Consider the following 6178-nt stretch of genomic DNA (forward strand, 5'->3'; position numbering starts at 1 on the left):
AGACGTCGTCAGCACCCCAGGGAGCGATCCTGTCGGCCTGCGCCCACAGCTCCTTGGCCTTCTTCGGATTGTACTTCAGAACATCCGAACCCTTCAGATCCCTCGAATAACCGGGAATGGTCGGAGCTATGAAATCGGTCGCCGCTGTGCCGGTGTTGTTCAGCACCTTGCTCAGCACCTGCTTGCGATCGATGGACATGGAGATGGCTTTACGCCGCAGCTTGCCCTCCTGGTCCTGCCCGAAGTGCTTCATGTAGGAGGGGATCGTGAACTGCTGAATGATGCCACCAGGCTGGTTCAGCGCCTGGACCATGTCATCGGACTGGAAGGTCTTGACCGAACCTGATGGGATGGTGTCGAGCACGTCCAGGTTTCCGGACTGCACATCGGCGTAAGCCGCTGATGGATCGGTATAGGCGCGGAACTCGATGCCGCCGTTCTTTACCTTGATTCCCCCCTTGTAATAAGGGTTCTTCACCAGCTTGATCGACTTGTTGTGCTCCCACGACTTGAACTTATAGGGACCGTTGCCGATCGGGTGCTCTCCGAAGGCCTTGGGATCCTTGTAGAACGACTCCGGCAGGGGTACGAACGGACCGTTGCCGATCTTGACCGGGAAAGTGGAGGATGGGGAATTCAGCTCCACCGTGAATGTATGGTCGTCGACGACCTTAAGCCCTGACAATTCCGCATTGGGATCAACCCCTTTGGTCTGCAGTTCGTCATAGCCCTTGATCTCCGAATAACTGTTGGCGGCCAGCTGCCCGTTATTGACATTGGCCGCCCAGGACCACGCCCGTGTGAATGAGCGTGCGGTGATAGGACTGCCGTCGGAGAACTTCCAACCCGGCTTGATCGTGATTGTGTATTGGGTCATGTCGGCGTTCGGCTTGATTTCCTTGGCCACCTCATTGATGCTCTTGCCCTTGGCATCGAAGCGGACAAGGGCCGCGAACAGCTGCCCTACGGGATGGCCGCCCCCCACCTCGTTCGTGTTCGAAGGAATCAACGGTTTGGCAGGCTCCGAACCGAAGACTGAAATCATGGCATCTGTTGTCCCTGTGCCATTGGCGCCCGATCCATCGGCGCTGTTCGCACCGTTGGAACCACCACAGCCGCTGAGCACCAGAGCCAGCGAGCATGCGGAAGCGGCTACGAGTGAAAACGCTGAGGCTTTCCTCATTTTCTTCTTCTTCCTCTTCAGATACTTCATATCTTGCTGCTGGCGAAAGCGGAGGGTACCGCTTCCTTATGCGAAACGCTTGGACCGCGCTACCACAGTCCAAGCGCCTCGCTCCTGACCACTACCGAATCATTTTGTTAATTCTTCGTAGACAGGCAAGTTCTTCCAATTCATCGTGAACCCACCCACGTTCTTGGCAGCGGCGCCCTTGGCGTTCGCATAGTAGATCGGAACGGCAGGCAGATCCTCGAGGAGGATCTCCTCCGCTTTCTGGTAGGTGGTGTTTGCTTCGTCGACACTCCCTGCCTGAGAAGCCTGGGCGAGCAGACCATCGAACTTCGGGTTCTTATAATCGCCGTCGTTGGACCCATTGCCATCGGCTGCCGCGCTTGAATACAGCGGTTTCAGGTAGTTCTCCGGTGAGGGGTAATCGGGCTGCCAGGACGAGCGTACGGCCGCGTCCCTGTACTTGCGGGCTGAGACGTTGTTACGGAACTCAGAGAACGTCGGCACCGGGTTGCCTTCAGCCTTGATGCCGAGTGTGTTCTTGATGGAATTGGCAATAGCGTCGTATGAGTCCTTGGCGCCCCCATCCGAGTTGTAGGCGAGCTTGAAGGTCTGGTCGGCCGGCCACTTGGAGATGGCGTCCGCCTGCTCCCACAGCTTCCTGGCCTCCTTCGGGTTGTACTTCAGGACATCGGCGCCTTTGAGGTCCTTGGAGTAACCGGGAATGGCCGGCGCTGTGAAGTCGGTGGGCTGCATGCCCAGTCCGCCGAGGACCTTCTCGATGATCTGCTTGCGGTCGATTGACATGGAGATGGCCTGACGACGCAGACGGCCTTCCTGGTCCTCCTTGAAGTGCTCCATGAACGTCGGGATCGTTATGCCCTGTGTGACGGAACCCGGCTCATTGTAAGCCTGGACCGAAGAGTCGGCCTGGAAGGTCTTCTGTGCGGAGGTTGGAATGGATTCAATTACGTCCAGATGACCAGCCTGCACATCAGCGTAACCGGCGTCCAGGTCCGTGTATGTCCGGAACTCCAACCCGCCGTTCTTGACGACGGCCGTACCCTTGTAGTCCTTGTTCTTCACCATCTTGATGGACTTGTTGTGCTCCCAGGACTTGAAAGTATAAGGACCGACCGTCACGGGCTTCTCACCGAAGGCCTTCGTATCCTTGTAAAAGACCTCGGGCAGGGGTGCGAAGGCCGTATAGCCCACCTGGATGGGGAAAGTGGAGGACGGGGACTTCAGATCCACTGTGAAGGTGTGATCGTCCAGGACCTTGAGACCGGACAGCTGGGCGTCGGAAGCCACTCCCTGCCGCTGCACATCGTCATATCCCTGAATGTTGTCGAAGAAGGACGCATCCAGCTGGGCATTGGACACATTGGCCCCCCATGACCAAGCCCTGGTAAAGGACTGGGCGGTGACGGGAGTGCCGTCGGAGAACTTCCAACCCGGCTTGATCGTGACCTTGTACTGGGTCATGTCGGCGTTCGGCTTGATCTCCTTGGCAATCTCGTTATGGGCCTTGCCCCCCTTATCGAAACGCACGAGTTTGGAGAACATCATGTCCAGGGGGTTTCCCCCACATGACTCGCCCGTGTTCGACGGAATCAGGGGCTTGGCGGGCTCGCACCCATACGCCGAGACGATCGCATCCCCTGCCGAGGTGGAGGATGACCCTTCGTTGGACGAGCCGCCACAGGCCGATAAGGACAGGGCCAGCGCGCATGCGGATGCGGCGATGATGGTGAGCTTCGGGCTCTGCTTCATGCTGTGCTTCTTCTCCTTCAGTACGCATCCGAGGCCTCGTGCGCCACGAATGGAAATCTGCCGTAGCCTAAGTTGCTGATGCGCCCCAGAGGCTATGCCCTCCATTGTCTTACGTAATTGTTTCGTGCAGGGAACACGGAGGGTCGCCTCACCGGCCGGGACCGTGGCCGGCCGGTAAGGCGGCAGCAGCGGATCATGGCAGGTGCCGTCTAAGTCACGAACAAGTTTCGTGATCGTCGAACCTTGTCACTGGTCAGAACCCACGCTCATCTGCCAATAGACGGGAAAGTTCTGCCAGCTGATGACAAAATCCTTCACCCGCTTGGAGGCCACACCGTTGGCATTGACGTAGTAGAGCGGCATACCAGGCAGGTCGTGAAGCAACACCCCTTGCGCCTGATCGTAGTATTTCCCGACCTTGTCCGGCGAGGATGCCTTGTCCGCCTGCTCCATCAGACCATCGAACTCAGCACTGCTGTAGTCATTGTCGTTGGCACCCTTCCCATGCGCAGCCGCTGACCCATACAGGGGTTTCAGGTAGTTCTCGACCGAGGGATAGTCCGGCGACCAACCCGCATGGAAGCCTCCCCCGACCTTGCGCTCGCTCACATTCTGGCGGAACTCCTGGAAGGTGGGTATAGGCACGTCATCCGACTGTATGCCCAGGTTGGACTTGACCATGTTCGCCACCGCCCTATATACCGGAGCGTAATTCTGGTCCGCGTTGTAGGTGAAGTCCAGGTGCCCGTCCGATGGCCAGGGGGAGATTCTATTGGCCTGTTCCCATAGGTCCTTGGCCTTCCTGGGATTGTACTTCAGGTTGCCGGCGTTTTTCAGGTCCGTGGTATAGCCGGGGATGGTGGGAGCCGCGAACCCCTTGGCCGCGGTGCTCGTGCCGCTGAGTACCTTCCTGCAGATCGTGTCCCGGTCAATCGACATGGAAACGGCTTGCCGACGCAGGATACCCTCCTGATCGATCTTGAAGTGCTCCAGGTCGGAGGGAATGTCCACGGTCTCGATGACCGAGCCGGGCTTGTTGTAGGCCTGGACGGTCTCATCGCTGGTGAAGGTCTTGCTGGCCGAGGACGGCACATTCTCCATGACATCCAGGTGGCCCGCCTGCACATCCGCGTATGCCGCCTCGTTCGCTGTGTAGATCATGAAGGTCACACCGCCGTTGCGGGGCTTGAACCGGCCCTTGTAATCAGGGTTCCTGACCAGCTGGATGGACTTGTTGTGCTCCCAGGACTTGAACTTGTACTGGCCATTGCCCACAGGATGCTCACCGAAGGCCTTGGGATCCTTGTAGAAGGATTCCGGCAGCGGCGAGAAGGCGTTGTACCCGACCTTGATCGGGAAGACCGAATCCGGCCGGACCAGGTCCACGGTGAAGGTCCTGTCGTCGATCACCTTGAGACCCTCCAATTGGGCGTCCCCGGACACACCTGGGGTCTGCAAGGCGTCATACCCCTTGATGGTCGAGAAGTAGCTGGCCGTCTTCTGGGCATTGGTGACATTGGCCGCATAGGACCATGCCCGGGTGAAGGAGGATGCAGTCATGGCGCTGCCGTCCGTGAACTTCCAATCCGGCCTGAGTTTGATGGTGTACTGGGTGCTGTCGGGGTTGGCGTGAATCGACTCGGCCGCCTCATTGACCGGTTTGCCCTCCGAAGTGAAGGTCACCAGACGGGCGAAGATCAATGAATTGGGCTTGCTTCCCCCGCGTTCATTCGTGTTGCTGGGAATGAGCGGCCCTTGCGGCTCAGTGTCATAGGCCGTGATGACAGCATCGCTGCTGCCCTGGGCGTTGGTGTCGCCCGCATCGGAAGCCCCACCGCAAGCGCTCAGCGGCAGCAGGGCGGCACAGACGGCACCTGCGGCGATCATTCGGAACATGGTTTGAGACAAGGAGCACTCCCCTTCGTACATCGCGTTGATACGCGGGCGCCGACGACCATCGCCGGCGTCATTCATACAACTGGACACGTTATCCGCCCTTTGCAGGGCTGCCGCAAGCGACTGCCCATTGCCGGGACGGCCGCTTGCGTAAACTGGCGCATGCCCGCCCGGCCGCCTGCACATTGGGGTCGACAGCCAGGCTGGACGGACACCACCACGGAACAGCTACTTACCGGCCGGGACGCTGATGTCCGAGTAGACCGGGAAGTTCTGCCAACTCATTTGGAAGCCCTTGGCCTGCTTGGAGGCGGCCCCGGTCCGATTGAGATAGTAGAGGGGGATGCCCGGCAGGTCGTGGGCGAGTATGCCCTGGGCCTTGATATACAGCTTATTGGCCTCCTGATCGCCGGACGCCTTGGCCGCCTGCTTGATCAGGCCGTCGAATGCCGGGTTCTTATAGTCGGTATCGTTCGCGCCCTTGGCATCGGCGGATTCCGAATCATAGATCGGTTTCAGATAGTTCTCGACCGACGGGTAGTCAGGGGTCCATCCTGCGTGGAAGGCGCCTTTCATCCTCCTGGCGGTGATGGCCTGCCGGTACTCCTGAAATGTGGGGACGGGCACATCCTCCGTGTCGATGCCCAGGTTCGTCTTGACCATGTTGGCCACAGCCCGGTAGACGGACTTGTATGAGGTCTCATCCGCGTTGTACGAGAAGGTCAGTTTGAACTGCCCGGGCATGGGGGAGATTTTGTTGGCCTGCTCCCAGAGTTCCTTGGCCTTCCTCGGATTGTACTTCAGGTTTCCTGCGTTCTCCACATCGGTGGAGTAGCCGGGGATGGTGGGGGCCGAATAACTCTTCGCCGGCGAGGCCGTGCCGTTCAATACCTTCTTGCAGATGGACTCCCTGTCGATGGACATGGAGATGGCCTGTCGGCGAAGGACACCCTCCTCGTCCTCCTTGAAGTGCTCCTGGTTGCCGTGGATCGCCACTGCGGCGATGCTGGAGCCCGGCTTGTTGTAAGCCTGGACCGTGCTGTCGGTGGTGAAGGTCTTGCTGGCTGAGGCCGGCACGTTCTCCATCACGTCCAGGTTACCTGCCTGGATATCTGAGTAAGCCGCATCCGTGGCGGTGTAGATGGCGAAGGTGATGCCGCCGTTGCGGGGCTTGAACCGGCCCTTGTAATCAGGGTTCCTGACCAGCTGGATGGACTTGTTGTGCTCCCAGGACTTGAACTTGTACTGGCCATTGCCCACAGGATGCTCACCGAAGGCCTTGGGATCCTTGTAGAAGGATTCCGGCAGCGGCGAGAAGGC

The 6178-nt window shown here is 59.1% G+C and carries 4 protein-coding genes; all 4 read right to left on the minus strand.

From position 1 onward, the window contains the following. On the minus strand, nt 1-1213 hold a 1213-nt coding region (locus tag CRD59_RS07435; RefSeq protein WP_236632791.1), incomplete at its 3' end, for a peptide ABC transporter substrate-binding protein. Nucleotides 1214-1312: 99 nt separating this feature from the next. Continuing rightward, the gene (locus CRD59_RS07440; protein ID WP_113854055.1) at nt 1313-2962 is read right to left on the minus strand and encodes a peptide ABC transporter substrate-binding protein; all 1650 of its coding nucleotides are present in this window, start codon (nt 2960-2962) and stop codon (nt 1313-1315) included. Between the two features lie 246 nt (nt 2963-3208). After that, entirely contained in the window at nt 3209-4858 is a 1650-nt protein-coding gene (locus CRD59_RS07445; RefSeq protein WP_113854056.1) for a peptide ABC transporter substrate-binding protein, read from the minus strand. 228 nt (nt 4859-5086) lie between these two features. After that, nucleotides 5087-6178: ABC transporter substrate-binding protein (locus tag CRD59_RS07450; protein WP_130341227.1), on the minus strand; the 1092-nt coding region annotated here is incomplete at its 5' end.

Origin of the sequence: Bifidobacterium xylocopae (genome assembly GCF_003315615.1) — a bacterium.
GTDB classification, from domain to species: Bacteria; Actinomycetota; Actinomycetes; order Actinomycetales; family Bifidobacteriaceae; genus Bombiscardovia; species Bombiscardovia xylocopae.

Coding starts and splice junctions, on each gene's coding strand:
- CRD59_RS07440 (WP_113854055.1), bottom strand. CDS start 2,962: ATGAAGCAGAGCCCGAAGCTCACCATCATCGCCGCATCCGCATGCGCG.
- CRD59_RS07445 (WP_113854056.1), bottom strand. CDS start 4,858: ATGTTCCGAATGATCGCCGCAGGTGCCGTCTGTGCCGCCCTGCTGCCG.